This window comes from Hyphobacterium indicum (assembly GCF_003129605.1).
Taxonomy (GTDB): Bacteria; Pseudomonadota; Alphaproteobacteria; order Caulobacterales; family Maricaulaceae; genus Hyphobacterium; species Hyphobacterium indicum.
In genome coordinates this window covers 594,237-619,988 of the sequence record NZ_QBDX01000001.1, presented here as the reverse complement: position 1 = coordinate 619,988, position 25,752 = coordinate 594,237, and the positions used below count along the sequence as shown (strand labels likewise).

General features: G+C 58.1%; 24 protein-coding genes. 13 read left to right on the top strand and 11 right to left on the bottom strand.

Annotated features, from left to right (window positions below; translation table 11 throughout):
- Positions 1 to 15 precede the first annotated feature (15 nt).
- Positions 16 to 3,330, top strand: a complete 3,315-nt coding sequence (gene carB, locus DBR16_RS03050; protein ID WP_109259746.1) for a carbamoyl-phosphate synthase large subunit — start codon at positions 16 to 18, stop codon at positions 3,328 to 3,330.
- Positions 3,331 to 3,369: 39 nt separating this feature from the next.
- Positions 3,370 to 3,843: a transcription elongation factor GreA gene (greA, locus tag DBR16_RS03045; RefSeq protein WP_109259745.1), complete on the top strand. Its 474-nt coding sequence runs from the start codon at positions 3,370 to 3,372 to the stop codon at positions 3,841 to 3,843.
- 63 nt (positions 3,844 to 3,906) lie between these two features.
- Here the strand turns inward: greA and DBR16_RS03040 are convergent, their stop codons facing one another.
- The 4 genes from DBR16_RS03040 to DBR16_RS03025 all read right to left on the bottom strand — a co-directional run bounded on the left by DBR16_RS03040 (position 3,907) and on the right by DBR16_RS03025 (position 6,670).
- Positions 3,907 to 5,397: a M23/M56 family metallopeptidase gene (locus DBR16_RS03040; RefSeq protein WP_109259744.1), complete on the bottom strand. Its 1,491-nt coding sequence runs from the start codon at positions 5,395 to 5,397 to the stop codon at positions 3,907 to 3,909.
- The gene (locus tag DBR16_RS03035; protein ID WP_109259743.1) at positions 5,397 to 5,777 is read right to left on the bottom strand and encodes a BlaI/MecI/CopY family transcriptional regulator; all 381 of its coding nucleotides are present in this window, start codon (positions 5,775 to 5,777) and stop codon (positions 5,397 to 5,399) included. Before DBR16_RS03035 ends, DBR16_RS03040 begins: the two co-directional genes overlap by 1 nt.
- Before the next feature lie 130 nt (positions 5,778 to 5,907).
- The gene (locus tag DBR16_RS03030) at positions 5,908 to 6,369 is read right to left on the bottom strand and encodes an SRPBCC family protein (RefSeq protein ID WP_161539389.1); all 462 of its coding nucleotides are present in this window, start codon (positions 6,367 to 6,369) and stop codon (positions 5,908 to 5,910) included.
- Positions 6,353 to 6,670: an ArsR/SmtB family transcription factor gene (locus DBR16_RS03025; protein ID WP_109259741.1), complete on the bottom strand. Its 318-nt coding sequence runs from the start codon at positions 6,668 to 6,670 to the stop codon at positions 6,353 to 6,355. The genes DBR16_RS03030 and DBR16_RS03025 overlap by 17 nt, the downstream gene beginning before the upstream one ends.
- 73 nt (positions 6,671 to 6,743) lie before the next feature.
- Here DBR16_RS03025 and DBR16_RS03020 point away from each other — a divergent pair, with 73 nt between their 5' ends.
- From DBR16_RS03020 to DBR16_RS03000, 5 genes are all read left to right on the top strand, one after another.
- Entirely contained in the window at positions 6,744 to 7,667 is a 924-nt protein-coding gene (locus DBR16_RS03020) for a mitochondrial fission ELM1 family protein (RefSeq protein WP_109259740.1), read from the top strand.
- A 73-nt stretch (positions 7,668 to 7,740) separates the two neighbouring features.
- Positions 7,741 to 8,685 carry a thioredoxin-disulfide reductase gene (trxB, locus tag DBR16_RS03015; RefSeq protein WP_109259739.1) on the top strand — a complete coding sequence of 315 codons (945 nt, stop codon included), beginning with the start codon at positions 7,741 to 7,743 and terminating at the stop codon, positions 8,683 to 8,685.
- A 98-nt stretch (positions 8,686 to 8,783) separates the two neighbouring features.
- Positions 8,784 to 9,974, top strand: coding sequence for a DUF547 domain-containing protein (locus DBR16_RS03010; protein ID WP_109259738.1), 1,191 nt, complete (start codon positions 8,784 to 8,786; stop codon positions 9,972 to 9,974).
- A 109-nt stretch (positions 9,975 to 10,083) separates the two neighbouring features.
- Positions 10,084 to 11,082 (top strand): aldo/keto reductase, encoded by a 999-nt coding sequence (locus tag DBR16_RS03005; RefSeq protein WP_109259737.1) that lies wholly within the window; start codon positions 10,084 to 10,086, stop codon positions 11,080 to 11,082.
- 14 nt (positions 11,083 to 11,096) lie between these two features.
- On the top strand, positions 11,097 to 11,990 hold the full coding sequence (locus DBR16_RS03000) for a LysR family transcriptional regulator (RefSeq protein WP_109259736.1): 894 nt from the start codon (positions 11,097 to 11,099) through the stop codon (positions 11,988 to 11,990).
- Between the two features lie 289 nt (positions 11,991 to 12,279).
- Here the strand turns inward: DBR16_RS03000 and DBR16_RS02995 are convergent, their stop codons facing one another.
- The 3 genes from DBR16_RS02995 to DBR16_RS13830 form a co-directional block, all read right to left on the bottom strand.
- Positions 12,280 to 12,747, bottom strand: a complete 468-nt coding sequence (locus tag DBR16_RS02995) for a Dps family protein (RefSeq protein WP_109259735.1) — start codon at positions 12,745 to 12,747, stop codon at positions 12,280 to 12,282.
- 113 nt (positions 12,748 to 12,860) lie between these two features.
- Positions 12,861 to 14,066, bottom strand: coding sequence for a pyridoxal phosphate-dependent aminotransferase (locus tag DBR16_RS02990; protein ID WP_109259734.1), 1,206 nt, complete (start codon positions 14,064 to 14,066; stop codon positions 12,861 to 12,863).
- Positions 14,067 to 14,351: 285 nt separating this feature from the next.
- Positions 14,352 to 14,537 (bottom strand): hypothetical protein, encoded by a 186-nt coding sequence (locus tag DBR16_RS13830; RefSeq protein WP_125184487.1) that lies wholly within the window; start codon positions 14,535 to 14,537, stop codon positions 14,352 to 14,354.
- Positions 14,538 to 14,690: 153 nt separating this feature from the next.
- On the opposite strand from DBR16_RS13830, the gene DBR16_RS14040 reads away from it, so the two are divergent.
- On the top strand, positions 14,691 to 15,365 hold the full coding sequence (locus DBR16_RS14040) for a hypothetical protein (RefSeq protein ID WP_170108318.1): 675 nt from the start codon (positions 14,691 to 14,693) through the stop codon (positions 15,363 to 15,365).
- A 33-nt stretch (positions 15,366 to 15,398) separates the two neighbouring features.
- Positions 15,399 to 16,418 (top strand): threonine aldolase family protein, encoded by a 1,020-nt coding sequence (locus DBR16_RS02985; RefSeq protein WP_170108317.1) that lies wholly within the window; start codon positions 15,399 to 15,401, stop codon positions 16,416 to 16,418.
- Here the strand turns inward: DBR16_RS02985 and DBR16_RS02980 are convergent.
- The gene (locus tag DBR16_RS02980; protein WP_109259733.1) at positions 16,415 to 16,945 is read right to left on the bottom strand and encodes a response regulator; all 531 of its coding nucleotides are present in this window, start codon (positions 16,943 to 16,945) and stop codon (positions 16,415 to 16,417) included. The two genes, DBR16_RS02985 and DBR16_RS02980, sit on opposite strands and share 4 nt — an antisense overlap.
- Before the next feature lie 123 nt (positions 16,946 to 17,068).
- Here DBR16_RS02980 and DBR16_RS02975 point away from each other — a divergent pair, with 123 nt between their 5' ends.
- Both DBR16_RS02975 and uvrB read left to right on the top strand, forming a co-directional pair.
- Positions 17,069 to 17,662, top strand: a complete 594-nt coding sequence (locus DBR16_RS02975) for a lipocalin family protein (RefSeq protein ID WP_233347540.1) — start codon at positions 17,069 to 17,071, stop codon at positions 17,660 to 17,662.
- Between the two features lie 46 nt (positions 17,663 to 17,708).
- Entirely contained in the window at positions 17,709 to 19,865 is a 2,157-nt protein-coding gene (uvrB, locus tag DBR16_RS02970) for an excinuclease ABC subunit UvrB (RefSeq protein WP_109259732.1), read from the top strand.
- A 126-nt stretch (positions 19,866 to 19,991) separates the two neighbouring features.
- On the opposite strand, the gene DBR16_RS02965 is transcribed toward uvrB, so the two are convergent.
- Positions 19,992 to 22,214 carry a UvrD-helicase domain-containing protein gene (locus DBR16_RS02965; protein WP_109259731.1) on the bottom strand — a complete coding sequence of 741 codons (2,223 nt, stop codon included), beginning with the start codon at positions 22,212 to 22,214 and terminating at the stop codon, positions 19,992 to 19,994.
- Between the two features lie 2 nt (positions 22,215 to 22,216).
- Entirely contained in the window at positions 22,217 to 23,014 is a 798-nt protein-coding gene (locus tag DBR16_RS13825) for a hypothetical protein (protein ID WP_125184486.1), read from the bottom strand.
- Between the two features lie 639 nt (positions 23,015 to 23,653).
- On the opposite strand from DBR16_RS13825, the gene DBR16_RS13820 reads away from it, so the two are divergent.
- Both DBR16_RS13820 and DBR16_RS02955 read left to right on the top strand, forming a co-directional pair.
- Positions 23,654 to 24,355 (top strand): helix-turn-helix domain-containing protein, encoded by a 702-nt coding sequence (locus tag DBR16_RS13820; RefSeq protein WP_125184485.1) that lies wholly within the window; start codon positions 23,654 to 23,656, stop codon positions 24,353 to 24,355.
- 295 nt (positions 24,356 to 24,650) lie between these two features.
- A complete protein-coding gene (locus DBR16_RS02955) occupies positions 24,651 to 24,908 on the top strand; it encodes a hypothetical protein (protein ID WP_109259729.1) in 258 nt (85 codons plus the stop codon).
- A gap of 328 nt (positions 24,909 to 25,236) precedes the next feature.
- Here DBR16_RS02955 and DBR16_RS02950 read toward each other — a convergent pair whose 3' ends face one another.
- Positions 25,237 to 25,707 (bottom strand): NUDIX domain-containing protein, encoded by a 471-nt coding sequence (locus tag DBR16_RS02950; RefSeq protein WP_109259728.1) that lies wholly within the window; start codon positions 25,705 to 25,707, stop codon positions 25,237 to 25,239.
- Positions 25,708 to 25,752 lie beyond the last annotated feature (45 nt).

Sequence of the window (25,752 nt, the reverse complement as noted above, 5' to 3'; positions counted from 1 at the left end):
TTTTACGGGGCCGGAATGCCGAAAAGAACCGACATTAACAGCATTCTGATCATTGGGGCGGGACCCATCATTATCGGTCAGGCGTGCGAATTCGATTATTCCGGCGTCCAGGCGGTCAAGGCGCTGAAGGAAGAGGGCTACCGGGTCATTCTGGTGAACTCCAACCCGGCAACGATCATGACCGATCCGGAACTGGCCGATGCGACCTATATCGAGCCGATCACACCGGAGATGGTGGCAAAGGTCATCGAGAAGGAACGGCCCGATGCGCTGCTTCCCACCATGGGCGGACAGACCGCACTGAATTGCGCCCTGCAACTGGATGAGCGCGGCATCCTCGAAAAATACGGCGTCGAGATGATCGGCGCCAAAGCCGATGTGATCGACAAGGCCGAAGACCGCGAACGCTTCCGCGAAGCCATGGACCGGATCGGACTGGAAAATCCGCGCGCCCTGGTGATTTCCTCGCCGAAGGTGAAAGACGAGAACGGCCGGATCATCGGCTATGACCGTGCCGCCGGCATCATCAAGGCCATGCAGGCCATCGACGAAATCGGCCTGCCCGCCATTATCCGCCCGGCTTTCACGCTTGGCGGAACCGGTGGCGGTGTCGCCTACAATCTCGACGAATTTGAAACCATTGTTCGGGCCGGCATCGAGGCATCACCCACCGGCCAGGTTCTGATCGATGAAAGCCTGCTGGGCTGGAAGGAATTCGAGATGGAAGTGGTCCGCGACCGGGCGGACAATTGCATCATCATCTGTTCAATCGAGAATATCGACCCGATGGGCGTCCACACCGGCGACAGCGTAACCGTCGCTCCCGCCCTCACCCTGACCGACAAGGAATACCAGCGCATGCGGACGGCCTCGATCGCCGTGCTGCGCGAGATCGGCGTGGAAACCGGTGGCTCAAACGTGCAGTTCGCGGTGAATCCGGCAGATGGCCGCATGGTCGTCATCGAGATGAATCCGCGCGTTTCGCGATCCTCGGCCCTGGCCTCCAAAGCCACGGGATTCCCGATTGCCCGCGTCGCTGCCAAGCTGGCAGTCGGCTATACGCTGGACGAAATCGGCAATGACATCACAGGCGGTGCCATCCCGGCCAGTTTCGAGCCGACGATCGACTATGTCGTGACCAAGATTCCGCGCTTTGCCTTCGAGAAGTATCCGGGTGCTGAAAATATCCTGACGACTTCGATGAAGTCTGTCGGTGAGGCCATGGCCATCGGCCGGACTTTCAAGGAGTCGGTCCAGAAAGCCCTGCGGTCGCTGGAAACCGGATTGAGCGGCTTCGACGAAATCGCCATCGCCGACCTGGATGAGGCGGTCGATGACATAGCCCGGCGCGAAGCGGTTTCTGCGGCACTGTCGCGTCCGACACCGGATCGTTTGCGCGTCATCGCCCAGGCCTTCCGCGAAGGCTTTACGGTTGAGGAAATCAACGCGGCCTGCGCCTTCGAACCCTGGTTCCTGCGCCAGATCGAGGAATTGGTGGCCACCGAAGCCGGAATCCGGGCCTCGGGCCTGCCCGTTGATGCTGCCGGATTTACCGCGCTGAAAGCTGACGGTTTCTCGGATGCGCGGCTGGCGGCCCTGATGGGCATGGAGGAGAGCGATGTCCGCGCGGCGCGCAAGGCGCTGGGTGTGCGTCCGGTCTATAAACGCGTGGATACCTGTGCCGCCGAGTTCGAGGCAGTCACCCCTTACATGTACTCTACCTATGAGACCGCACCGCTGGGTGGTGTTGCCGATGATGAGGCCCAGCCAACCAACCGGAAAAAGGCGATCATTCTCGGTGGCGGCCCGAACCGGATCGGTCAGGGGATCGAATTTGACTATTGCTGCTGTCACGCCGCTTTTGCCTTCAAGGAAGAAGGCATTGAATCGATCATGGTCAATTGTAATCCCGAGACCGTCTCGACAGATTACGATACGGCCGACCGTCTCTATTTCGAGCCTCTGACAGCCGAAGACGTGCTGGAGCTGATCGAAACGGAGAGGCAGTCCGGCGAGCTTCTGGGCGTCGTGGTCCAGTATGGCGGTCAGACGCCGTTGAAACTGGCCAGTGAGCTCCAGGAGGCGGGCATTCCCATTCTGGGGACATCTCCGGATGCCATTGACCTTGCGGAAGACCGCGAACGCTTCAAGGCCCTGCTCAATGAGCTCGGCCTGAGACAACCGCCCAACGAGATCGCGCATTCCGAAGAAGAGGCTATGGCGGCGCTTGAAATCCTTGGCTTCCCGCTGGTGCTGCGCCCCTCCTATGTACTCGGCGGCCGGGCCATGGAGATCGTTCGTGACCGGGAAGGCCTTGAGCGCTATCTGCGCGAGGCCGTGGTGGTCTCCGGGAAAACGCCGCTTCTTGTGGACCGATATCTCGACAATGCCGACGAGGTGGATGTCGACGTCATCTGTGATGGCGAGGATGTCTTTGTGGCGGGCGTGATGGAGCATATCGAGGAAGCCGGCGTGCATTCAGGCGATTCTGCCTGCTCGCTGCCTCCGTTCTCGCTGTCGAAAGATATGATTGCCGAGCTTGAGTCCGAAGCGATTGCCATGGCCCGGGCGATTGGCGTGTGCGGCCTGATGAATGTGCAATTCGCGGTCAAGGACGGCATCATCTATGTACTTGAGGTCAACCCGCGGGCCTCGCGCACCGTCCCCTTCGTGGCCAAGGCCATCGGTATTCCGATTGCCAAGATCGCGGCCAAGGTGATGGCAGGTGCCAAACTGGCCAGTTTCGGCCTGAAACGGCCCGACCCGAAGCATGTCGCCGTGAAGGAAGCCGTGATGCCGTTTGCGCGCTTTCCGGGTGTGGATCCGGTGCTCGGGCCGGAAATGCGGTCGACGGGCGAAGTCATGGGAATCGACAAGACATTCGAGAGCGCCTTTGCCAAGTCCCAGCTGGCGGCGGGCGTCAACCTGCCGCGTACGGGCGCAGTCTTCATCTCGCTCAAGGAAAACGACAAGCCACTGATGATCGAAGCAACGCGAGCGCTGGCCAAGCTCGGATTTGAAATCCTGGCCACCAAAGGCACAGCCAAAACCTTCAGCGACGCCGGTATCGCCGTCCGCACCGTCAACAAGGTTTATGAAGGCCGCCCGCACATTGTCGATGATATCAAGAACGGAAAAGTGCAGTTAATCGTCAATACGACAGAAGGACGGTTGTCTCACAAAGACAGCTATTCCATCCGGCGTACAGCGCTGGAATTGAAGGTTCCTTGCTATACCACGGCCTCTGCTGCAATCGCAGCGGTGCGTTCTCTCGAGAAGATTGATGACGGAGCGCTTGAACCGTACGCCTTGCAATCCTACTCTATTTGATCTCTCCTCCATGCAGATAAGAACTGCCAAGAATCAGACATGTCAAAAATTCCTATGACCGCCGACGGTTTCAAGGCCCTCGACGAAGAAATGAAGCACCTGAAAACGACTGAACGCCCGGCGGTGATTCAGGCGATTGCCGAAGCGCGCGAGCACGGTGATCTGTCCGAGAATGCCGAATACCATGCGGCCAAGGAACGTCAGGGCTGGATTGAAGGCCGCCTGGCCGAAATCGAGGACAAGCTGGCGCGGGCGCAGGTTATCGACGTCTCGAAGCTTGATGGTGAAACAATCAAGTTTGGCGCCACCGTCACTGTTATCGACGAGGATACGGAAGCCGAAGCCGTCTACAAGATCGTGGGCGAAGACGAAGCCAATGTGCGGGATGGCAAGATTTCCATCACCTCTCCGATTGCCCGCTCCCTGATCAACAAGGAAGTCGGCGATGTGATCGAGGTGAATGCGCCGGGCGGGCTCAAATCCTACGAAATATTGAAGGTCGACTGGATCTAACCCGTCGCAAGCTGGCACAGGAACGGCCGGGTTTCCCCCGGCCGTTTTCGTTAGAGCCAGACTTTAACGCAGGCCCGGCACGTGATCTGCCGGATCAAGACGCTCGCCGTTGAACCGGACTTCCACATGGACATGCGGGCCGGTTGAATTGCCGGTATTTCCGACACGGCCGATTTGCTGACCGGGCGTAACCGTCTCCCCGGGTGTGACGTCGAACCCCTGCATGTGTGCATAGACGGTTTGCCAGCCATTGCCGTGATCCAGGGCCAGCGTATTGCCCCATGCCTGACTGCCGCCATAGCCGTATTCAGCGTGGACGACACGGCCCGCCGCCGGAGCCAGAATGGCGGTACCTTCCGGTGCAGCAATGTCAGTGCCGGAATGGAAAGGTGGGGCTGCGGCCGGTTGGGCCGGACGATGGCCGAAATTACTGGATATCCGGCCGCCTTCCACCGGGCGCGCCGTGAAAGTGACGGCGACAGGCGCCATGTTCTGCGCCAGTTCCACGCGATAGATATCAGCTGGGCTCTGTGCTGGAGCCGTCATATCTAAAACGGGCTCAATCTGTTGAACCATTGCGGGCGTGTCCCGCCTGTCGATCCAGGCCGCCTGGGCAACAGTCATTGGAATGACCGCGGTCATTGCCGAGGCAGCAATGATAGCGCTGCGAAACCGGGCGGGACGATGGCCTGAGAGTATTGCCTTGATACGCATTTTTCTATGTCTCCTGTCTTGTGGTCCAAAAGCGGAGGCTGAGGGCGCAGCCATTCGCATTGTGTCGATCAGCGTGGCGGCATAGGCGCGCCGCGCTGTGCTCCCCAGCACATGTACGGTTTCAGCATCGCAAGCGAGTTCACGCGCTGTTGTGAGTTCCTGCTCGATCCATTTCAGCGGCAGATGGAACCAGAACAGTGTGGTCAGTGCGGCGCCGATCAGGCGGTCACGCTCGTCCCCGCGTCTGGCGTGTACGCATTCATGGGTGACCGCAAACCGGAGTGCTGCGGCATTTTCGAACAGTGATTGCGGCAGAATGATCACCGGGAACCACCCAGTCAGAATTGCGGCCGGCAGGCGTTCGCTGACCAGAATACGGATATGTGATGGCACACCGGCCGGCATTGCTGCTTCCAGCTGTTTGCATTCGACCGCATCCGGCAGGCGGCAAGCCCTCAAAAGCCGTGCCCGCTGGTAATGCCGCCGACAGGCCAGAATGAGCGAAACCAGCAAGCCCGCGAGATATATCTTCACCCATGTGACGGCACTGACTGCCAGATGCGGTGTGACTATGGCGGGGGCAGGTTCGCTGGCCGGAAAAGCGTCAACCAGAGCGGAATGATCCACCGTCCCTATTGCCGTCAACGGAACTGCCGGTTCAGGCACAAGGTAAATCAGCGGTGCCGCCATCAAAGGCATGAGGCAGGCAAGCCGAGCCAGCCGCCATGTGGCGGGACTCGTGCCGGTCGACATGGACCGGCTGAAGACGAGCCAGATAATTGCCCCAGCCGCGAGTGAGGTTAATCCGCCGATCGTGAGGGCTTGGGCAAAGTCCGCCATTAGACTTCATCCTCACCAGATGAGTCTTCCAGCAATCGGGTGAGCTCTTCGGCTTCCTCCTCGGTAAACAGCTTGCTGGACGCAAAGGCGGTGGCTGGAATGGGCCCGTCCATATCGAGGATATTGGCGGCGAAGCCCCGGATGAGCTGCCCCATAAGCGCGACTTTTGCCACATTCGCTGAAAAGACCGCGAGACCATGGCTGTCCTCGCGGCGGATTAATTCCTTTTCCGTCATGCGCAGAAGCAGGGTCCGGGTCGTCGAATAGGACCAGCCGGTTTCAGGCCCCATGGCGTTCTGGACTTCGCGGGCACTCTGCGCGCCGGCGGACCAGAGGTGTTTGAGAATTGCGAGCTCAGCCTGGGAAGGAATATTTGACATTACAGGTCACGATCGTGTTACGTTTGTCATATCGTTACGCTCGTAACACTCCTGCGTCAAGCACTGCCTATTCGCGCCACCCATCCGCTGCGCTGACCTGGCGGGGCTTGTGGGCTAATGCCGCTATCACTCACGCGGAGCGTGATTCCGCAGCCACTTTGAAGTTCGGCAGAACAGCGCTCTCCCATCCACCGGCCAGTCCGTCGCGAACCTGGCGGATAATGTGTGCGGGGAACTGATCCCACCCGAAATGCTTCAGCCTGACCTTTGTCCGGTCTGGCCCATCCTCATCCAAATCTATCCTCACATATGTTTTTGGTGTGTCCGGAAAAAACCACGAAAAAATAAAGGTGTCTGGCTTGTTCATGGTCTCGACCTCGCAATGAGTTGCACCATCGAGATCGCCGGCCTGCCGTTTGGCTTCATCCGGCTGCATGTAGAACAAACCGCCAATCTTACCGCTATAACCGATACATCCGAGCCATTCCGGAACGGTCTCCGGAGCGGTCAAGGTCTCCCAGACAACAAGTTGCGGGGCGTTTATCCCGATCTCACAGACGATGTCCTCGACCGCGTCATTTTTCCCGTTCATGGCGAGCCTCCGCAAGTTGCTTGAGTGCTGAAAGACGATTTTCCCAGAACGCATTAAGCCAGTCGCGCGCCTCCGAGGCCGCTTCCGGATTCAGGCGATAGATGAGTTCACGGCCGGACTTTCGCTCAATAATCAGGCCCGCACGCCGGAGAACAGCGAGGTGCTTTGAAACGCCTGGCCGGCTTATATCGTGTTCGATCGCGAGCACGCCTGCGCGAGCTTCACCGGTTTGCAGGCGCGCCAACACAGCCCTGCGTATGGGGTGCCCAAGTGCGTAGAAGACAATATCAGCCTGCTCCATAACTTCATTATGTAACTGTTCGGTTACATGTCAACGCCCTTGCCCCGCCCGGCGGGATCGGTCAGATGAAAGCATGACAGAGGGTCCTGAAATCTGGGCAGTCGCCGATGCACGCCGCGGCGTTGAAAACCAGGCTATTGGCCTTGCCGAGGCGCTGGCCCGGACCTGCGGGGGGCGGGCGCACCGGGCACTGATCCGGGACGATGGTTTTGTGACGCTGCCGGATGCCGAAAATCCCGCCGTCTGGATCGGTTGCGGACGGCCGGCCATCCGGGTCGCCCGCAAACACCGCAAGAGTTATCCGCGGGCCTGCTTTGTCTATGTTCAGGATCCGCGCGGCCAGTATGATCTGTTTGACGTCATTATCGCACCTGATCACGACCGGCTGAAAGTCAGGAACGCGATCGCCATGACCGGATCGCCCAACCGGCTGACGCAGGAAAGGATTGCGGCCGAGACGGAAAAGTTTTCCGCCCGTCTAGCGGTCCTGCCCGCCCCGCGTGCGGCGCTGCTGATCGGTGGCCCTAACAAACGCCTGAAGATGTCCGCCACAGTACAAGCCGCCATCCGGCAACGGGCGGAATGGCTGTTGGCTCAAGGCTATTCGCTGATGGTCACAACATCGCGGCGCACACCGGCCGGTCTTGTGCGGGAGCTGGCTGCCCTCGCGGAACATGACCGCTGCGACTTCTATACCGGCGAGGGCGACAATCCGTATTTTGCCTTCCTCGGGTCAGCAGATCTGATTTTCGTGACCGAGGATTCCACCAATATGCTGACCGAAGCGGCTTTTACCGGACGGCCGGTCTACTCCCTGCCGCTGGAAGGCAATCCGGGCAAGTTCCGCCTGCTTCATGCCGGACTGGAAGCGCGCGACGCACTGCGTCCTTTCCTCGGGCGCCTTGATGACTGGACGTATGTACCGCTTGACGAAACCCGGCGGATTGCGACGCTGCTGTCTGAACGATTCTTTCCAGATCACCCGAATGCCGGCTAAAGCCGAAGGATTGTATCGCCGCCACGCGGCCGCCATATCCGCCACTGTGCCCTCACCAAACAGGAATGCTTGAATGTCTGAACCCCGCCACAGCAAAGTTATCATCATCGGTTCCGGTGCCGCCGGGTATACAGCCGCCATCTATGCCGCACGGGCCATGCTGAACCCTTTGCTGATTGCCGGACTGCAACCGGGCGGGCAGCTGACCATTACAACGGATGTCGAGAATTATCCCGGCTTTGCGGATGTCATCCAGGGGCCCTGGCTGATGGAACAGATGCGGGCGCAGGCCGAGCATGTGGGCACAGAAATCGTGGCGGACATCATTGTCGAAGCGGACCTGTCGGTACGCCCCTTCACGCTGAAAGGCGATAGCGGCGCAATATATACGGCTGATAGTGTCATCATCGCCACCGGGGCCAGCGCAAAATGGCTGGGCCTGGAATCCGAACAGAAATTCCAAGGCTTTGGCGTCTCTGCCTGTGCCACCTGCGACGGATTTTTCTATCGCGAAAAAGAGGTTTTTGTCATTGGCGGCGGCAATACCGCCGTGGAGGAAGCGCTGTTCCTGACCAATTTCGCAAGCAAGGTCACGCTGGTTCACAGGCGTGATGAATTGCGCGCCGAAAAAGTCATGCAGGAACGCCTGTTCAAGCATCCGAAAATCGAGGTGATCTGGGACAGCACGCTAGAAGAGATCACCGGAACCGATAACCCGCCAGGTGTGACCGGCGTGCGTCTGAAGAATCTGAAAACCGGTGCGGTTTCAGAACACCCGGCCGATGGCGTCTTCATTGCGATCGGCCACGCGCCGGCGACCGAATTGTTTACCGGACAGCTGGAGACCAAGGCTGGCGGCTATCTCGTGACCCGGCCGGATTCGACCGCGACGTCCATTCCCGGTGTGTTTGCCGCGGGCGACGTGACCGATGATGTCTTCCGGCAGGCCGTGACGGCGGCGGGAATGGGCTGTATGGCGGCGCTGGAGGCCGAACGCTTCCTCGCCGCGCAGGAATAGGCTGGATTTATCATTAAGTTGAATTAATTCGGGCGCAGGTCACCTCTATGGCAATAGGGGGTGGTTTTTCTGCACGTCTGGATTTTGGGGATTGAGGTATGTTTCAACTTGCGCGCGCCGGTCTGATCGCGGTCTTCATCCTTCTCGCGCCACTGGTCGCCGAGGCTCAGTCAGCTGACGAGGCACGATTTGACATCTTCAATCCGTCGGCAGGCGATCATGGCCGCCAGCAAATTGACTACTCGGTCTGGTCCGACATGCTCAGCGATATCGTGCTCAATGTCGGATTATCAGACCGGCGGTCGGCACGCGGTGATCCCATTTTCACCGGAACTCGCATCTATACCGGCAATGACAGCCGCTATCGCTATGAAAACAACCGGATCATTCTCCACCTGTTTGAGGATTTTCATACCGAGGCCATTTCCGCCTATCGTACGGAGCTGGAAGAATTACCTGATCAATTGAACTTCAGCGCCCTGCATCCCAATGAGCAACTTGCCTACTGGCTGAACCTCTACACGGCCACCATCGTCGAACAGGTCGCGTTGAATTATCCGCGGCACGAACTCGACCGCATGAATGCGCATGGCACGAATGAACGTTTGTATGAGGCCAATATCCTGACCGTCATGGGCGAGCCGCTGAGCCTCAACGATATACAGTTCAATATCGTCTACCGGTTCTGGGACGACCCTCTGGTCATCTATGGCTTTTTCAATGGCAGTGTCGGCAGCCCCCGCATCCGGCGCGATGCCTATGAAGGTGACACTGTCTGGCGTCAGCTGGAATCGAATGGCCGTGAATTTGTGAATGCCTTGCGCGGCGTAGATAGCACACCCAACCGGCTCGATATCTCAGAGCACTACCGGATGGCACGTCCGTATTTTTTCCCTGACTGGGAAAATCAGGTCCGGGCGCATTTGCTGAGTCTTGCCAATGACGACGTCGCGGAGCTGGTTGAGCGGGACATGCCTTTGCGGGCGAATGTGAATGAATGGGGCCTCGCCGATATGACCAACGGCTCCAGCCGATGCGGAGGCGCGATCAGCCAGACAACAACAACCGCGGACGGTACCCAGCGCGATGCCTCTTTCTGCAGCAATCTTCCGGACAATGCGCGTATCCTGCTGAACTTCGTCATCGAACGCCGGCTTCGGCAGATGCGTAACGGTCTGTCCGGTGATGTCTTCATCCGTGACCTGCCGGACCGGAGCGAACAGATTGTCATCAATCTGGATGAGGATGAGGAAGAAGACACAGAGGCGGCAGAAGACACTGCCAACTGACACCGTCCTCGATGCAATCTTCCGGCGGCCCTTCGGGGCCGCTTTTCTTTTGAGGAGGTGTCAAAACTGCCGATGCCCGTTAGACTGACTTCGGCATCAGGAGAGTTTCATGGATCAGCGCAAAATTGACGGCTTCACCGTTTCCCCCATAGGCCTCGGTTGCATGGGCCTGTCCGCCTTTTATGGCCCGCCCACCGAGCAGGCCGACGCAATCAAACTGCTGCACGAAGCCATCGAGATGGGCGTCAATCACTTCGACACTGCAGAAATGTACGGCCTGGGAGCCAATGAAAAATTGCTGGGCGAGGCCTTCGCTGACCGGCGTGAAAAGGTACGCATTGCGACAAAGTTCGGTCCGAAATTCCTGTTTGACGAAAATGGCAAACCGACCGGAACAACGGTTGACGGCACACCGGCCAACATGCGGCGCGCGGTCGAGAATTCGCTGCGTTATCTCAAGACCGACATCATCGACCTTTACTATCTCCACCGGGTCGATCCGAACGTACCGATTGAAGAAACGGCCGGTGCGATGGGTGAGCTCGTGGCCGAGGGAAAAGTCCGCGCAATCGGCTTGTCAGAGGCCTCTGCCGACACAATCCGCAGGGCGCACACCATACACCCAGTCTCAGCGGTACAAAGCGAATATTCCATATTCTCGCGCGATATCGAAGCTGAGGTCCTGCCGACGCTGAAGGAAATGGGTGCCACATTGGTGGCCTATTCACCACTGGGCCGCGGCCTGTTGACGGGGGCCATGACGCGGGACAACAAACCCGGCGGTGAAGGTGAATACCGTCAGGGCGCCATGCAGCCCCGATTTGCTGATGGTGCATACGAAGCCAATCTGGCCCTGGTGGAGGAAGTCAAAGCCGTCGCTGCGGCACACAATGCAACGCCGGGCCAGGTTGCGCTGGCCTGGGTACTGGGGCGGGCGGACAATATTGTCACCATTCCAGGCACGACCAAGCTTGCCAATCTGAAATCCAATCTTGGCGCGGCGTCCGTCAGAATTTCCCCGGAGCAACTTTCAAGACTGGAAGGTCTGGCGGACAGGGTGCAGGGCGCGCGATACAATGAATCCGGCATGTCCGCGATCAATCGCTAGGGCCGGTGAACGCCATGGACTGGGACAAGCTGAAATCCTTTCACGCCGCTGCAGAAGCTGGCTCCTTGACAGCTGCAGCCGACACGCTTGGCCTTTCCCAGTCGGCACTCAGCCGGCAAATCACGGCGCTGGAAGATCAGCTGGGTATCAAATTGTTTCACCGGCATGCCCGCGGTCTCATGCTGACCGAGCCCGGCAAGCTTCTCTACCGGGCGGCTCACGATATCTCGGCGAAAGTTGCCCTGGCGGAAGCCATGGTGGCTGATTCCAGAGACAAGCCATCCGGTGATTTGCGCGTAACCGCGCCAACAGCTCTCGGCGCCATATGGCTGGCACCGCGCCTGGCTGCCTTCAATACCGCCTATCCCGATATTCGCATCCGGCTGATGCTGGATGATCACGAGCTGGATGTTGCCAATCTGGAAGCCGAATGTGCCATTCGTCCCTGGCCCTCAACCCAGAATGATCTGATCCAGCGTAAATTGATGCGGGTCCCGCAACATCTTTATGCCAGCCGCAGCTACTTGCAGCGGCGCGGCACGCCGAATTCCCCCGAGGCGCTCGATGACCATGCCATCGTGCAATATGGCCCGCCATCACTTGCCCCGATTCCCAATCTCGACTGGGCGGCACGTCTGGGCCGTGCTCCCGGTGCGCCGCCACGGCCAGCCATCGTCGAGGCAAATACCATCAATGCCGTCATGAAAGCCACTGAAGCGGGGCTGGGAATTGCAAGCTTGCCGGATTATGTCGCCCGCGAGAATGACAAGCTGGTGCGGGTCCTGCCCGATGTTCAGGGGCCGGTTTTCGAAGTTTACTTCGTTTATCCGGAAGAATTGCGCGGCTCCAACAGGATTGTTGTTTTCCGCGATTTCCTTGTTGCAGAAGCAAAACGCTGGGAAAGCTGAGTTATCCCGGCATCCTGCCTTTGAGTCTTGAAGGTCTGCAAATCTGCATATCCGATATTCGGCTTTGGCTCTGGTCCCGCAAGCCAAGCTGCGCCATATGCCTCAGCGAACGGGCGACAGCCACCACGTTCCCCTTCTGAGTTTGCATACTGTCTCCTCCCCGACACTGTATGCACTTTGCGCCGGGACCCTTCTCCTCCCCTAGGGCCCGGCGCTTCAATTTTCACACTTGTGAAAAAACCCCGGCCGTCTTGGCCGGGGTTTCTTTTTGCCGGGAAATTTTCGGCTGCTAGCCGAGTGTCGACCGCAGCATCCATCCCATTTTTTCGTGAGCTGTGAGGCGCGGGGTCAGAATATCTGCCGTCGCTTCATCGCCCAGCTCGGATGCCTGCTCAAGAGCCGAGCGAATGGTCGTAGCGACCTGTTCATGACCGGCCAGCAGATCCGCCAGCATATCGTTGGCGTCTGCCTTGGTTGCTTCGGATTTCACTTTCGCAAACTTGTCCATCTCCATATAGGATGACGGTGCCTTGACGCCCAGCGCCCGGACCCGTTCGGCAATGTCATCTGTTGCCGTCCACATTTCATTATACTGGGTTTCAAACAGCATATGCAGATCGTGGAATCTCGGTCCCGTCACATTCCAGTGATACGCGTGCGTTTTGAAATAAAGGGCGTATGTGTCGGCCAGCACCTCGGTGACAGCTTTCGCCATCGTCTCGCGCTTGGTCTGGTCCATACCCATCGACATTGTCATGTTTGACACTCCTTTCCGGCGACGCTTGTGCGCCGTTATTTCTCACTACCTTCTATGGCCCAATTACGGATATAGATCAAATAACTAATATTCGTCACAAATATCATTTTTTTCTATGATAGATTTTCCGCAAAGCGTTTGATCCTCATTCCTGCTTCCTTGAGCGAGGCATCATCGGTGGCATAGGAAATGCGGAAACAGGGCGACCCGCCAAAAGCGGTGCCCGGAACTGCGGCGACTGCTTGCTCGCCCAGTAAAGCATTACAGACATCAATATCGGTCTCCAGCTTCACCGCATCCGGCGTGGTCTTTCCAATCCAGCCGGAACACTCCGCAAAGATATAGAAAGCCCCTTCCGGCGTTGGTGCCGTCAGGCCATCCGCTGCATTTATGTCGGCGAGGACAAGATCGCGCCGGCGCTTGAAGGCCGTATTCCGGTCCTTGATGAAATCCATTGGCCCCTCGAGTGCGGCAACTGCCGCCCACTGGCTGATCGAACAGGCATTGGATGTTGTCTGTGAAATCACCTTGCGCATCGCCGCAATCAGCCCTTCCGGCCCGGCAGCGTAGCCGATCCGCCAACCTGTCATGGCGAAAGCCTTGGAAACGCCATTGGTCGTCAGCGTCCGGTCGTAGAGCCGGGGCTCGACCTGGGCGACGGTTGCAAACTCGTAACCGTCATAGACGATATGCTCATACATATCGTCGGTCATGATCATGACCTGCGGGTGCCGGAGCAAAACGTCCGTCAGTCCGCGGATTTCTTCGGACGTGTAACCCGCCCCGGTCGGATTTGAGGGCGAATTGAAAATGAACCATTTGGTGCGCGGCGTAATCGCGGCTTCCAGCTGGGCCGGCGTAATCTTGAATCCGGTTTCAATCCCCGCCCGGATCACTTTGGGTTCACCGCCACACAACCGCACCATTTCCGGATAGGACACCCAGTAGGGTGCCGGAAACAACACCTCGTCACCGGGATTCAGCGTCGCGACCAACGCGTTGTATATTATCGGCTTGCCACCCGGCGCGACCGAGACCTGGGCAGCGGAATAATTCAGCCCGTTTTCGCGTTCAAATTTTGCGACAATCGCCGCCTTGAGTTCAGGGATTCCATCCACCGCTGTGTATTTGGTCTTACCGGCTTTGATTGCCTCTATCGCAGCCTGCTTGACATGGTCCGGCGTATCGAAATCCGGTTCTCCCGCGCCTAGGGAAATCACGTCCACACCCCTGGCTTTCAGATCCCGGGCTTTCTGGGTCACAGCCAATGTGGCTGATGGCTGAACCCGCGCCAGAGCGTCAGATTGTTTGAACGTCATCGGGAATCCTTTGCGCGGAAAATGTGGAGCGAACCTAGCGGGCGTGAGGCCACCGGCCAAGCGCCGAGCCCCTTTTCTGCCGCATTTGCCTCGGAATGGCCCTTAAATTCTTCACTTTGGCCCGGATTGGCCCTCCGAGTGCCGGGAATCCGCTCGACGATCCGGCTATGAAACAGCAATCGGGAACAGACAGATGGCAAAACCGGGATCGACAAGTCCAAGTGCGATAGCTGGCCTGATTATCGCTGCTGCGGTTTTCGCCGTCACACTTTTTCTGAATCAGACTCAATCCTCATCCCGCTTGGTGATGCCGGTCGCCAGCCCTGAGGTCGCTGCGGCGAAAACTGCTACGCGATAGCTAAGGAGAAGACGATGACCATAATTCGGAAAATCACTCCGCCAGTCAGATTGCCCGATATTCGAAGCTTCGGTGTCTTCAATCGCACGGGCGTTTGCGTCTCCGTACTTCATGATGCACGCCGCCGAGCGGAAAAAGCCCAGAAACCCTGATTTCCTGCTCCGGATGGTCGCCTTCTGAGTTCCATCCCTCTAGGTTGATGGTGGCGGGGTTGTTTGTCAGACCGGAGCAGGCATTTGCAGCTTCGCGCGTTATACGGTGTCCTGATGCCGTCGGGGTTCAGGGCAAGGGCTCATTCTGTTGCGGCCATTGCATCGGCGATCCTGGTGCATGGCCTCTTTGCCATCCTGTTTCTGAATGCGCAAAGCAGGCTGCCGCCTCTTATCCTGCCGTCCATTCCGGTGACGCTGCTTTTTGAACCCGTGGAGCCCGCCGCGCTTACGCCGGATATTGCACCTGAACCGATCATAGAATCCGTACCTGAGACGCCCGCTGACGCTCCCGCTGTTCCGCCAGCCGATTCCATCACTCCAGAACGGGACGTTCTGCAGCCGGCAGAAACGCCGGTATCTGCCCGCTCTACATCCGAATCCGTGACTGCAGAAACGAACAGTAATGAAGATACCTATATCCTGAGCCCGGCAACGCAATCGGTTCTGAGGGGGTTGCAATGCCCTGGCGATCCGGACGCTTTTGCCCGGACCGGGATATGCCCCCAGGGTGCCGGCCGTCATTCGCAGATGGTGGCGTCAGGCGAGCGCGCGTCGGATTTCTATCCGATTGATGTGGCGGCCATCCGGGCCATGTTCGGTCAGGCGCCTCATGCTCTGCGCGGGCAATCCACACTTTCGGACGGAACGCAACGCCGATCCCTGTCCAATGCCGACTCGATGCGGGAAACGCTGCCGTCGTCGAGTCCGGATCCGGCATTCGGGGATTGACGCTGCGGGGGAAATGCCGACTGTCTGCCGGCTATGAATTTTCTGTCTGACACGACATCTCCCGCTCATCCGGCCATTCTGGCTTCACTTGCCGACGCCAATCACGGTTATGCGCCCAGCTACGGGAATGACAGGCTGACGGCTGAGTTGAAAAGCCGTCTGGAAAGCCTTTTTGAATCGGAGCTTGAGCTCGTTCTGACCACAAGCGGTACAGCGTCCAATGCGCTCGCCCTTTCCATCCTGTGTCCACCGCATGGTATGATCCTTTGTCATGATGAAGCCCACATCCATCGCGATGAGCGGGGAGCGCCGGAGTTCTTCACCGGTGGCGGAAAGCTGCTTCCGCTACGCGGATCACACGCCAAGATCGATCCGGCCGAGCTCGAGCAGGCCTTGGCGCAGTGGCCGCAGGACTTCGTGCACACGCCCCCGCCAAGAGTCTTGTCGGTGTCGAATCTGAATGAATCCGGATGCCGTTATTCGGTCCGCGAGTTGAAAGCGCTGACCGGACCGGCGAAATCCAAGGGGCTTGGCGTTCATTTTGACGGCGCGCGATTTGCCAATGCGCTGGTGTCGTCCACGGAGAGCGCGGCCGCGATGAGCTGGCAGGCCGGCGCGGATATTCTGTGCCTCGGGGCGACAAAGAATGGCGCGCTCGGCGCTGAAGCCATTCTTCTGTTCGGCGAGCCGCGGGCGCGATTGAGCGAATTGCAAGCGCGCCAGAAGCGGGCGGGGCATATGGGACCGAAAGCCCGCTATATTGCGGCGCAGATGCTGGCCTGGCTGCGCGATGATCTGTGGCTGGATCTGGCGCGTCATGCCAATGCGGCGGCCGCGGAGATCGCGGAGATTCTGCGCAAGGCCGGCGCGGACATCCTGCATCCCGTCGATGGCAATGAAGTGTTTGCCCGCATGGATGACGCTCTGGCAGAACAGCTTCGGGCCGGCGGGGCCGGATTTTACCAGTGGCCGGACGGGTCGGCGCGGCTGGTGGCGAGCTGGTCTACATCTGATGAGGAACTCAGGGCATTCGAGAAAATTGTCTCCGGTTAGGCGACCGCTTCTTCATCATCATACCCATCATCGTATTTCTCGTCCGTCGAGCGCCGCCACGGTCCCTCATATCTGGATTCCTGACGTCGGCGGCGGTCGGGTCCGAAATAGCCGGGAACGCGGACAAAGCGCCGCGGGCGTTCGATCAGCGAGACCATGCGCTCGAACAGGTCGATGGGGCGGACAGGTTTGGCGAGATATTCATTCACGCCGGCATTGATCGCCTGCAGCACGCGCGAGCGTTCGGAATGGGCGGTGACCATGATGATGGGCAGGTATTTGTTGGGGCTGTCATCATCATTGCGGATATGCCTGGCGAGTTCGAGCCCGTCCATTTCGTCCATGAACAGGTCGAGCAACAGGATGTCGGGGTTGAAAGCGGCCATGTTGCTGAGCGCGGTTTCGGCATCGCGGCATTCGTGAATCGTACGCACGCCAAAGCCCTGCAATATTGTCCGCAGGATCGCTGACATATGCGAATTGTCCTCTACAATGAGAACCCGGATTCGATCAAAACTGCCCGCCATTTTTTGCGGACCCGCCTCTTGTTTGCTTCCAGCCCCAAGGGAACAAATTGCCCTGATCGGGATTAACCAAGTGTATATTTCCTTACCCCATGAGGGGATTTCTCATCAGTGGAAGGTATCGCCATGAAACTGCGTCTGTTTTTTCTGAGTGCCCTGCCCCTGATCCTGACCGCCTGCATGAATGCGCCGCGCGACCGGCTGGCCGGGGATGAACCGCCGCCCGTTGTGGCGTCGGTGGAGATCGAGCGCTATCTCGGGACCTGGTTCGAGATCGCCCGCGCGGATCACAGTTTCGAGGAAAATTGCCATGGCGTTTCCGCCTTTTACGAGCGCCGGGAGGACGGGCTGATCCGGGTGATCAACCGCTGCTGGGAGGGCGGGCTGGATGGCGAGCTGGACGTGGCGGAAGGCCGGGCGCGGATTGCCGATCCGGAGACCAGTGCGAAGCTGGAAGTGAGTTTTTTCGGACCGTTTTTCGGCGATTACTGGATTGTCGAGCTGGCGGAGGATTATTCCTGGGCGGTGATTTCCGAACCGCAGGGCCGCTATCTGTGGATCCTGGCGCGCGAACCGCAGATGGATCCGGACATTCTGGAGGCCCGCCTAGCCTATCTGCAGGCGCTCGGTTTTGATACCGAAGGCCTGATCTATCCGGATCAATGGCCCAGCGCCGGAGCGGCCCCGCGGGACGGGCTGCCGGAAACGGTGACCCCGTAAGCGGAACAAACTGGAAACCCTGCGCCGGAGTCCGTATATCTGACGCATGGCCCGACTCACCACAGATGACAGCGCCGTCCGCGATATGGGGCAGGCGAAATTCGAAATCGAAAGCCCGGTGCCGACGCCCGCAGCCTGGGTGCCGCACCGCCCTACCCGTCCGGAGAAATCGGAGGGCGGAGTCCGGTTCGACTGTGTCGCCGAATATACGCCGACCGGAGACCAGCCGTCGGCGATTTCCGAACTTGTCCACGGTCTCAATGCGCAGGAGAGAGACCAGGTTCTCCTCGGGGCGACGGGGACGGGCAAGACCTTCACCATGGCGAAAATCATTGAAGCGGTGCAGCGCCCGGCGCTGATCCTGGCGCCGAACAAGACGCTGGCGGCGCAGTTATACGGCGAATTCAAGAGCTTTTTTCCCCGTAATGCCGTCGAGTATTTTGTCTCCTACTACGACTACTACATGCCGGAAGCCTATGTGCCGCGCACCGACACGTACATCGAGAAAGAATCTTCGATTAACGAGGCGATCGACAGGATGCGCCACGCCGCCACCCGCTCGATCCTGGAACGCGATGATGTGATCATTGTCGCCTCTGTCTCCTGTATCTACGGCATCGGCTCGGTCGAGACCTATACGGCGATGACGTTCGAGCTGAAGACCGGCAGCAGTGCCGATCCGCGCGAGATCGCGAAGAAACTCGTCGCCCTGCAATACACGCGCAATGACGCCGCTTTCCAGCGCGGCACCTTCCGGCTCAAGGGCGATGTTCTCGAAATCTTCCCGGCGCATTATGACGACCGGGCCTGGCGTGTGGATTTCTTTGGTGACGAGGTCGAGCGCATCACCGAATTCGACCCTTTGACCGGGCGCGCCCAGACCGAGCTCAAATCGGTGAAAATCTACGCCAATTCGCACTATGTGACGCCGCGCCCGACGCTGCATCAGGCCATGTCGTCCATCCGGCAGGAGCTGAAAGTGCGCCTCGAATGGATGGAGAAGAATGGCAAGCTGCTCGAAGCGCAACGCCTCGCCCAGCGCACGGAGTTTGATCTGGAGATGATCGGCGCCACCGGCTCCTGCGCCGGCATCGAGAATTATTCGCGCTATCTGACCGGGCGCAAGCCGGGCGAGCCGCCGCCCACCCTGTTTGAATATCTGCCGGAAGATGCCCTCGTCTTTGTCGATGAGAGCCACCAGACCATTCCGCAGCTGGGCGCCATGTTCAAGGGCGACTTTTCGCGCAAGAAAACCCTGGCCGATCACGGCTTCCGCCTGCCGTCGTGCCTCGATAACCGCCCGCTAAAATTCGAGGAATGGGATCTGATGCGGCCGCAGACCATCTGTGTCTCGGCGACGCCCGGCGGCTGGGAATTGCAGCGCACGGGCGGCGTCTTTACCGAACAGGTCATCCGCCCCACCGGGCTGGTCGATCCGCCGGTCGAGGTCCGCCCGGTGTCGAAAGACGGGGCCAGCCAGGTCGATGACATTATCGACGAGGCCCGCGCCACGGCGGCAAAGGGCTTCCGCACCCTGGTCACCACCCTCACCAAGCGCATGGCCGAGGATCTGACCGAATACATGCACGAGCAGGGCCTGAAGGTCCGCTACATGCATTCCGATGTCGATACGGTGGAGCGGATCGAGCTGATCCGGGATTTGCGCCTCGGCGTCTATGACGTTCTGGTCGGCATCAATCTCTTGCGCGAGGGGCTGGATATTCCCGAATGCGGGCTGGTGGGCATTCTCGATGCCGACAAGGAAGGCTTCCTGCGCTCGGAAACCAGCCTGGTGCAGACCATTGGCCGGGCGGCGCGCAATGCCGATGCGAAAGTCATCCTCTATGCCGACACGATCACCGGCTCGATGACACGGGCAATGGAGGAGACCGACCGGCGGCGCGAGAAACAGACGGCGCACAATCTGGAACACGGCATTACGCCGAAAACCATTGTGCGCGGCATTTCCGACGTGCTCGAAGGGGTGATGGAGAAGACCGCGGCGGGGCGGTCGGCCAAGGCGCGGGACCGCAAGAACCGGCGCGATGGCCGCGTCGCCGAGGATCAGAAACGCTTCGAGCCGAACAATCTCCGGGCCACGATTGCCGACCTGGAGAAACAGATGCGCGAAGCGGCGGCGAATCTGGAATTTGAGGAGGCGGCAAGGCTGAGGGATGAGATCAAGGAACTCGAAGGCGGATAAGCGGTTTTATCCCGTCGCAGCGCCGCGAGGCGCGAAGGCGGATGAGGCTTGTGCCCGCGAAAGCGGGGAGGATGAGATTAAAGAGCTGGAGGGTGGGAGGTAGGAACCCAGAAAAAATAGTGAAGTCTACCGAATTATATTTGCGTTTTTGCTACTTTTAACAAAAGCAAGCTCTCCTCCGCGGCCTTCAGAAGAGAAAACACTTAGTGATTTTGAAGCACGACTTGCACCCAAATAGAATCTCGAGAGGAAGCGTCTGCGCAAACCTGCACTCTCTGAATCGTCATATTCGGAACGATCAGCGTGTATTAAAATCACGTGGTCGAACTGCAATCCTGCCACAGCCTCAGGCATAGCAAAGACGGGGCGTTTTTTTGCGTATCTTGTTTGTTTGACTTCATCTCGGCTATCAATAACGATAGGATCAAGATTTTGCACTCTTCCTGCCAACTTATATTCTTGAAACTTTTCTTCATTTAGACATAAAACAGCCGCCGTGCCCGAACCGGCCTTTGCAAACTTAGCAGCCTCGAACATTGCAGCGTCTAACATGCTGATGTCATTGTCGAAATTATTGCTTACGGGAATGTCCCCACTACTGCGTGCCGATGTAGCAGAATAATCCTGCCACTCACCCTCCAAATCCAACGCAGGAAAAGCGCTATCAACACTGGACAGAAAGCGAGCGATTTCGGGAGTAGAGCGAAACACTTTATCCAACACGTCAACTTCTGACGGGCCTACGTTTATTTGCTTGAAGAAACGGGCAGCTTCACCTTTAACTCCAGTATTCAGGAATCGATCGTCTGTGCCCTGCTTCAAATCATAGGCCATAAACAACGGAACGGCCCCATCTGCTGCAGCGTGCCTGAATAAGTGGTGAAATATCATTCTTTCTATAAAGTTGAAATAGTGCAATTCATCTACAAATATTATATCAAAGCCTGCATCTTTTTTTCGATATACCCACTCATGCGTTTCTAAATATTTTGCAAAATCTGCAATCATATGATCTAAACTAATAGCGTCATGTTGAATTAAGAAATTATAATACTTTTCATAAATTTCCACTACAATTTGGCGGTCTGCCTCATTTGGCAATCTCATTTGCCAAGCCTGCCGTTCCTTATGAAGGTAAGCCTTATACAATTCTGGCTTTGACTTCCTTATACCTTCGGCGTCGAGAACGCAGGCAATTTCGTTTGCTAGTTCCCTCAAAAATTGATCGGAAGGCCTTGCTGCGTTTATCTCACTCGCAATGCTTGGCGACGCCCTTTTAAGAAAATCCTCGGTGACGCGAATGTCATTTTTAATTTCCTCAATCGCCAAGGCTATCCACTCACGCTGCTCTAGTCGCCCCTCCACACCATCGTCAGAGATAGGCAGAATTCCCTTGGTATCGTAATTAAGCGTTTCTTTTGCCAGCTGGTACAAAGAACCTAGCCAGAGTAGCTTTCCAGGCTCAGCCGAACTTACGAGATGTCGATGATCTAACGCCCGGATCATCTCAGAGACTACGTCGGTTGCGACAGAAGCCGTATGAGTCAGAAACGCCACCCTAAGCGGCTCTTCACGTTCCATGGACGCATAAAGCTCCTTTAAGCACTTGATCGTTAATGCTAGTGTTTTGCCAGTACCTGCGACACCTCGCAGTCGGCGCGGCTTATCAAGCGGAGCATCTACGAAGCTGCGCTGTTGCGTGGTAAGTTTGGACGATATCCAATCATCGAGAGTAGCCTCACCAACAAAGGACTTGCCCAGAAGAGGCTCCAAATTGATACCGGACCCGCTGGCAACCGAATCGTCTACGTTGCCACTTTCAACAGCTTCAACCGCCTCTAGCCAAATCGTGTCAATATCAAGGTGTTGAGGAACTGTCAGATCTCTAAAGTCAACAACCTCGGGAGATCTATGGAAACCAACAATATGTTTAGCATCTTGGAACAACGCGAAGTGAACGCGATCTTTCTCCTGAACCTGAAATCGGTTCGCATAAATTGAAACTAAATTACCCTGCCTATGGGGTTTGAATGACTTTGGTAATGCGACCGAATTCGATAAGATTGACAGCGCTAAGGTGACACACCGATCAAGTGTGTTTGAATTCACACCATCTTTGTAAGACGACTCTAACCTGTCATAAAATAGCCCCTTGCGGTCAATCCGAAAAAAAACCAAACGAGCATCGACACATGGTTCGGACCCCAATAAAACAATTGCATCTTTAAGGGTTACTTTTTTTATTCTATTCTCACCGCTCGGAAGATTGAAATTCTCGAACCAAGACTCGTCAACTTGTGCTTGGGCAAGAACTTCAAGCGCTTGATTATCTAGTACTAACCATCGCATCTCTAAGATCCCTCAACTATAAACTGACAATGAAGAGCTACAGCATCCTCAATTTCAGTCTCGTCTGAAGCCGGAACGCCAATCCGAGAAAACAAATTTGCGGCTTTACTGGCAACTAAATACTTGAACCGCTCTCGAAGGCGGGCGACCCTAAAGACTGATGATGTGCGGTCTTTTCCATAACGCTCGGCATCAATGCCGATAACGTGACGCAACATGACGACATTTGCCAGCCCGGAAACACCTTCGATTGCTGGAAGCACTACGGCATCAGCAGGAAGGCTCTTTGAAACCGCCTTTCCGAGATTGGCGATTTCTTTATTGGTGCTCAAATTGGCCGCCGCGACCAACTTTCTATAACGCTCTCGAACGCAAATTTCAGAAAGCGCATTGTTGAGGGAAGTTACTCCCCGCAGAAAGTCTTGATCTCCGGGTGACACTGAGAGAGCACTAAAAACTGCTTCAAAACCCGAATCTTCAACCCAAGAAATGAAATCGTCTATACGTAAATGATTGGCATTTTTATTTTTTCTTCTTACGTATTTGTTTATTTTTTCTTCATATTTATTTATTTGATTGTTTCTTATTTCTTCAATTTGATCTTCTAGTATATATCTCTCGATATACTGTTCAATCGGTAGTATTTTTAAACAGGTTACTATATTATCGCACTTGCCCTGCACTAAGTCACAATCAGCAGTAAACACAAAATAAGCGCACTCGCTTGCATCGTCTGACGACTTCAATATGTCGCCTTGCAAGAGTGCTGCATTTGATTCCACAAATACTGTCGCCACCATTTTCCAAGACGCTCGCTTTCAACACAAACATGTTTCAATTAATGTTGAGGTTGCAATCAGAGTCAACACCGGATCAATGATAGTCGTAATCCACACCTTCCCCATCCTACGGCTGATCCAGATCTCTCAAGTCTTAAGGCCCGGACAAAAGCGGGGCGCGGCTCCCCGCATTACCCGCCTTACCCGCTTTCGCGGGTACAAGCCGCGGGCACAAGCCGCGGGGACAGGCTGGATGACGGTGGAATATATTTTATTGTCATCCCTGCGAAGGCAGGGACCCAGAGCAAGGGTGACGCTGCCGCTGTGCTGCCCTCAATCTGCGCGGCGTGGACGCAGGCGGCAGGTTGGCGCAGGGCGTGCCAATGGAGCGGGCGTAACTGGGTCCCTGCCTTCGCAGGGATGACGGTGGGTAGTTACCTTCCCTCCCCTTGATGGCTGAGGATCAAAGAAAGCTCCAGTGGAGCTTTTGACATCCGAAGGGTCGGCGATCCGTCAGGATCGGCGGGGTGGAGTGAAGATGGTAAACGCTGCGCCAAATAATATCCCCCCACCCCTACCCCTCCCCACATTGGGGGAGGGGAAAGCGCCCGCCAAAACGCAAATAATCCACGCGGGCGCGGGCGCGGCTATACTGCCCCGGTGACGCCACCGATCTTCACCCTGAAAGCCCGGGCCGAGCAGATGCGCCGCGACGGCGTGCCCGTCCACGAGGTGGCCCGCGCCGTGGGGCGCTCGCCCTCGACCATCTATGGCTGGGCGGCGCAGGGCGGCTGGCGCGTCGAGGATCTGGAGGCGGAGGGGATTGGGGAGTCCCCCGTTGTTCCCGCTCCGCCCGGCGCGGCTTTTCCCCTCCCCTTGATGGGGAGGGTCGGCGATCCGTCCGGATCGGCGGGGTGGGGTGATGGCAATAACGCCGCAAATCCTCCCCCCACCCCTACCCCTCCCCACGAGGGGGAGGGGAAACATTCCACAGAGCCTTTGACCCCGCTGGAGGCGGCGCGGCAATTGCACCAGAGGAGTGCCGATCTGGCAGCAGCGGGGCAGATCCGGCCCGCCGAGGCGGCGGCGCGGCTGGCCGACCGGATATTGCGCACGGAATATCTGCTGGGCCGGGTGGGCGGTGCGGCCGCCCCGGAGACGCCGGAGGCGGACGCGGAAGACATCAGGGCCGAACTGGAGGAGCGCTTCCGCCGGGTGATCCAGCACTATCATGAGCGCCGGGCGGCCGGCGATCCCGATCCGGGAGGCGGCGTGCCCCTGGGGTTCCATAGAATTGCTGAGGCCAATGGATGCAGTCTCGACGAGGTGATGGGATGGCCGCCGGAGGCATCGGAGGGATGAGGGGGTGGGGCGGGCGCTCCCTTCCCCTCCCCTTGATGGGGAGGGAAGACGGCGTAGCCGTCAGGGTGGGGTGATATCTGGACGCCCCCCACCCCTACCCCTCCCCACAGAGGGGGAGGGGAAAGGGCGCGGCCCTGTGATGACGGGGGTGGTGTGGATGACGAATTTTTAATCCTGGCAGGCTTGCGACGGGAAGACCGCTGCCCATCTCTTGCGCGCAACACGCCCGGGCGGGCCACAAGTGCCGCCTTGCGGCGCGCTTGCAGACATTGTGAACAATCCAAGGGAGGTCTTGATGAAATCCTCATTGATGCTTGCCGCACTCGGTTCACTCGCGCTGACCGGCGCGGCATCTGCCCTGTCCGATACGGAGGGCCAGACAGACCGGTCCGAGGCCGCGTCCGACCCGCAACCCGCCGTGGCGGCGGAGGCGGTGGACAAGCCGGTCATCCCTGCTGACGGCACGCCTGCCGGCAAGCCGGTGGAAGCGGCGGAACTGGCCGCGATGGACGGGATGACGGAGGCCGGGCCGAAGCCTGACGCCGACGGCTAGGCCGGTCGGTCCCGTATCTCCAGTCCCTCCCCTTGATGGGGAGGGAAGACGGCGTAGCCGTCAGGGTGGGGTGACGATGGCAAACGCTGCGCCAAAAAATATCCCCCCACCCCTACCCCTCCCCACAATGGGGGAGGGGAAAGCGTTTCGATGCCCATTCAAATTCCGTCATTCCGGACGGAGCGTAGCGACGATCCGGAACCCATTCCGGAGGATTGACTTCGCGGAATGGGTCCCGGGTTCTCGCCGAAGGCTCGCCCCGGGATGACGGAGTTTAAGTCGTACAGGAGGAGGGGAAAGGGCGGCCCTGTGATGACGGGATTGGCCGCTACCAGTGATCGCTGACGGGCTGGCCGTGGAGGATTTCCGCCAGCCGCTCCGTGGCCGCGCGCGCCGTGCCGGGCGGCAGGGCGGCGGGATCAAACCAGCCGGTTTCCGCAATCTCATGCCCGTGATCTGCGGGGCAGGCCTGCCACTCGCGGACGATGAACAGCGCGACATGGTCGCCGCGAAAGCGCGCCGCATTGGAATAGACGTGGACGAGCTGGGGCGGGGCGGTGAGGGCAACCCCCGCCTCCTCGCGCAATTCCTTTTCCAGCGCCTGGTGCAGCGTCTCGCCGCGCTCCACTCCGCCGCCGGGGAAATGCCAGCCGGGGCGGTAGGTGTGGCGCACCAGGCAGACCTCGCCCGCCTCGTTGAAGACCAGCCCCTGCACACCGAGGGTGAGGCCGCGGGTGCGCCGCCAATGGCTCTGCATCAGCGGCCGCAGTACGGGTTCGAGGCGCAGACGCCAGCTCATGAGGGGGGACGATTGCCGCCGCAATCCCTCCCTAGCGGGCGCGCG

Excerpts from the sequence above, each read along its gene's own strand:
- carB (WP_109259746.1), top strand. The coding sequence starts at position 16 with ATGCCGAAAAGAACCGACATTAACAGCATTCTGATCATTGGGGCGGGA.
- greA (WP_109259745.1), top strand. The coding sequence starts at position 3,370 with ATGTCAAAAATTCCTATGACCGCCGACGGTTTCAAGGCCCTCGACGAA.
- DBR16_RS03040 (WP_109259744.1), bottom strand. The coding sequence starts at position 5,397 with ATGGCGGACTTTGCCCAAGCCCTCACGATCGGCGGATTAACCTCACTC.
- DBR16_RS03035 (WP_109259743.1), bottom strand. The coding sequence starts at position 5,777 with ATGTCAAATATTCCTTCCCAGGCTGAGCTCGCAATTCTCAAACACCTC.
- DBR16_RS03030 (WP_161539389.1), bottom strand. The coding sequence starts at position 6,369 with ATGAACGGGAAAAATGACGCGGTCGAGGACATCGTCTGTGAGATCGGG.
- DBR16_RS03025 (WP_109259741.1), bottom strand. The coding sequence starts at position 6,670 with ATGGAGCAGGCTGATATTGTCTTCTACGCACTTGGGCACCCCATACGC.
- DBR16_RS03020 (WP_109259740.1), top strand. The coding sequence starts at position 6,744 with ATGACAGAGGGTCCTGAAATCTGGGCAGTCGCCGATGCACGCCGCGGC.
- trxB (WP_109259739.1), top strand. The coding sequence starts at position 7,741 with ATGTCTGAACCCCGCCACAGCAAAGTTATCATCATCGGTTCCGGTGCC.
- DBR16_RS03010 (WP_109259738.1), top strand. The coding sequence starts at position 8,784 with ATGTTTCAACTTGCGCGCGCCGGTCTGATCGCGGTCTTCATCCTTCTC.
- DBR16_RS03005 (WP_109259737.1), top strand. The coding sequence starts at position 10,084 with ATGGATCAGCGCAAAATTGACGGCTTCACCGTTTCCCCCATAGGCCTC.
- DBR16_RS03000 (WP_109259736.1), top strand. The coding sequence starts at position 11,097 with ATGGACTGGGACAAGCTGAAATCCTTTCACGCCGCTGCAGAAGCTGGC.
- DBR16_RS02995 (WP_109259735.1), bottom strand. The coding sequence starts at position 12,747 with ATGACAATGTCGATGGGTATGGACCAGACCAAGCGCGAGACGATGGCG.
- DBR16_RS02990 (WP_109259734.1), bottom strand. The coding sequence starts at position 14,066 with ATGACGTTCAAACAATCTGACGCTCTGGCGCGGGTTCAGCCATCAGCC.
- DBR16_RS13830 (WP_125184487.1), bottom strand. The coding sequence starts at position 14,537 with ATGAAGTACGGAGACGCAAACGCCCGTGCGATTGAAGACACCGAAGCT.
- DBR16_RS14040 (WP_170108318.1), top strand. The coding sequence starts at position 14,691 with ATGCCGTCGGGGTTCAGGGCAAGGGCTCATTCTGTTGCGGCCATTGCA.
- DBR16_RS02985 (WP_170108317.1), top strand. The coding sequence starts at position 15,399 with ATGAATTTTCTGTCTGACACGACATCTCCCGCTCATCCGGCCATTCTG.
- DBR16_RS02980 (WP_109259733.1), bottom strand. The coding sequence starts at position 16,945 with ATGGCGGGCAGTTTTGATCGAATCCGGGTTCTCATTGTAGAGGACAAT.
- DBR16_RS02975 (WP_233347540.1), top strand. The coding sequence starts at position 17,069 with ATGAAACTGCGTCTGTTTTTTCTGAGTGCCCTGCCCCTGATCCTGACC.
- uvrB (WP_109259732.1), top strand. The coding sequence starts at position 17,709 with ATGGCCCGACTCACCACAGATGACAGCGCCGTCCGCGATATGGGGCAG.
- DBR16_RS02965 (WP_109259731.1), bottom strand. The coding sequence starts at position 22,214 with ATGCGATGGTTAGTACTAGATAATCAAGCGCTTGAAGTTCTTGCCCAA.
- DBR16_RS13825 (WP_125184486.1), bottom strand. The coding sequence starts at position 23,014 with ATGGTGGCGACAGTATTTGTGGAATCAAATGCAGCACTCTTGCAAGGC.
- DBR16_RS02955 (WP_109259729.1), top strand. The coding sequence starts at position 24,651 with ATGAAATCCTCATTGATGCTTGCCGCACTCGGTTCACTCGCGCTGACC.
- DBR16_RS02950 (WP_109259728.1), bottom strand. The coding sequence starts at position 25,707 with ATGAGCTGGCGTCTGCGCCTCGAACCCGTACTGCGGCCGCTGATGCAG.